The sequence below is a fragment of the Microbacterium testaceum genome, from assembly GCF_001476655.1.
Classification (GTDB): domain Bacteria; phylum Actinomycetota; class Actinomycetes; order Actinomycetales; family Microbacteriaceae; genus Microbacterium; species Microbacterium testaceum_C.
The window spans coordinates 1-1609 of the sequence record NZ_LDRT01000179.1 but is presented as its reverse complement, the minus strand read 5'-3'; the positions used below and the strand labels follow the sequence as shown (position 1 = coordinate 1609).

The following is a 1609-nucleotide window of genomic DNA, read 5'->3' as shown; positions in this document are numbered from 1 at the left end:
CGGTGCTGCTCGACACCGACCCTCTCGCGCCGGGAGCCGGGGCCGCCGGAGGAACCGGCGCCGCCCTCCGGGCGTGGGGCGCCGAGCTCGTCCCGGGAGCCGAGATCGTGGCCGATCTCATGGGCCTGGCCGACGCGGTGGCGCGCGCCGACGTCGTCATCACGGGTGAGGGGGCGTTCGACGCGAGCTCGGGGGCGGGCAAGGTTCCCGGACGCATCGCGTCGCTCGCCGGTCCTCGCCCGGTCGCGCTCGTCGTCGGTCGCATCGCCCCGGATGCCGACACCTCGGCGTTCAGCGCGACGATCTCGCTCGTCGACCTGGCGGGATCCTCCGCCGCCGCGCTGGCCGACCCCGCCCGGTGGCTGCGCGTCGCGGGTCGCGCGCTCGCCGAGCGACTCGGGCCGCCGCCGGGCCTGCGAAACTCCTGAGTTCCGGCCGCGACTGCCGCGCCAGGCTCGCCCCCACCCCCGGAAACGCCGCCATCGTCCCGCGGCTCCGGTACCGTCTTCATGTGGCTACCGCAAGCAATAAGGATGACGAGGTCGATCTCCTCATCGACGCGTGGTCGCGACTGCTCCCCGACATCGACCTCACCCCGCTCGACGTCATGTCGCGCCTGCGTCGTGCGGCCTTCCACCTCTCGAAGCTCCGCGCGCGGGCGTTCGCGAGCGCCGACATCGCGCTCTGGGAGTTCGACGTCCTGGCGGTGCTTCGCCGCGCCGGCACCGAGTTGAGCGCCACGCGCCTGATCGCCGCGACGATGATCGGGAGCGCGGCGATGACGAACCGCCTCGACAAGCTCGCCGAGCGGGGCCTCGTGCACCGTCGCCCCAATCCCTCCGACGGCAGGGCGATCCTCGTGGCGATCACCCCCGAGGGCATCGAGCGCGTGGACGCGGCCATGACCGAACTCGTCCGCCTCGAGGCCGAGGCGCTGCGCGGGGTCAGCCGCGCCGATCAGGCTCTGCTCGCCGACGCCCTCCGTGTCCTCGCCGCCGGCGAGACGCACGAGGCGTGATCGATCTCGGCACGACGCTCGCCGAGCGTCCGATCATCCTCGACGGCGGCCTCGGGACGCTGCTCGAGTCACGCGGCAACGACGTCTCGTCGTCGTTGTGGTCCGCGCGCGTGCTCCGCGACGACCCCGACGAAGTGCGCGCCGCGCACGCGGAGTTCGTGACCGCGGGCGCCGATCTCCTCATCACGGCGTCCTACCAGGTGGGTTTCGGTGCGGAGATCCCGGATGCCGAGGTGGAGACGCTCCTCCGCCGTTCGGTGACGCTCGCCCGCGAGGCCGGAGACGCCGTCGTCGCGGCATCCGTGGGTCCGCTCGGGGCGCTGCGCGCCGACGGCAGCGAATACACCGGGGACGACGGACTCACCGTCTCCGAGCTGCGCGACGCGCACCGACGGCGTCTGCACGTGCTGGCCGACGCCGGAGCCGATCTGCTCGCCGTCGAGACCGTGCCGTCCCTCCGCGAGCTCGAAGCGCTCGCTCTCGAACTCGCCGACCTGCGGGTCCCCGCGATCGTGAGCCTCTCGGCCGACAGCACGAGCTTGCGCACCCCTGGTGCGTTGTCGCGCGCGTTCGAGATCGCGGCATCCGTCC

3 protein-coding genes are annotated in these 1609 nt (G+C 73.3%); all 3 read left to right on the top strand.

Going from position 1 to position 1609, the window contains the following annotated elements:
• A partial coding sequence (locus NS220_RS17915) for a glycerate kinase (protein ID WP_193755414.1) occupies positions 1-428 on the top strand: 428 nt, incomplete at its 5' end.
• Positions 429-511: 83 nt separating this feature from the next.
• Positions 512-1018: a MarR family winged helix-turn-helix transcriptional regulator gene (locus tag NS220_RS17910; protein WP_058625346.1), complete on the top strand. Its 507-nt coding sequence runs from the start codon at positions 512-514 to the stop codon at positions 1016-1018.
• A partial coding sequence (locus NS220_RS17905) for a homocysteine S-methyltransferase family protein (protein WP_058625345.1) occupies positions 1015-1609 on the top strand: 595 nt, incomplete at its 3' end. The genes NS220_RS17910 and NS220_RS17905, both read left to right, overlap by 4 nt.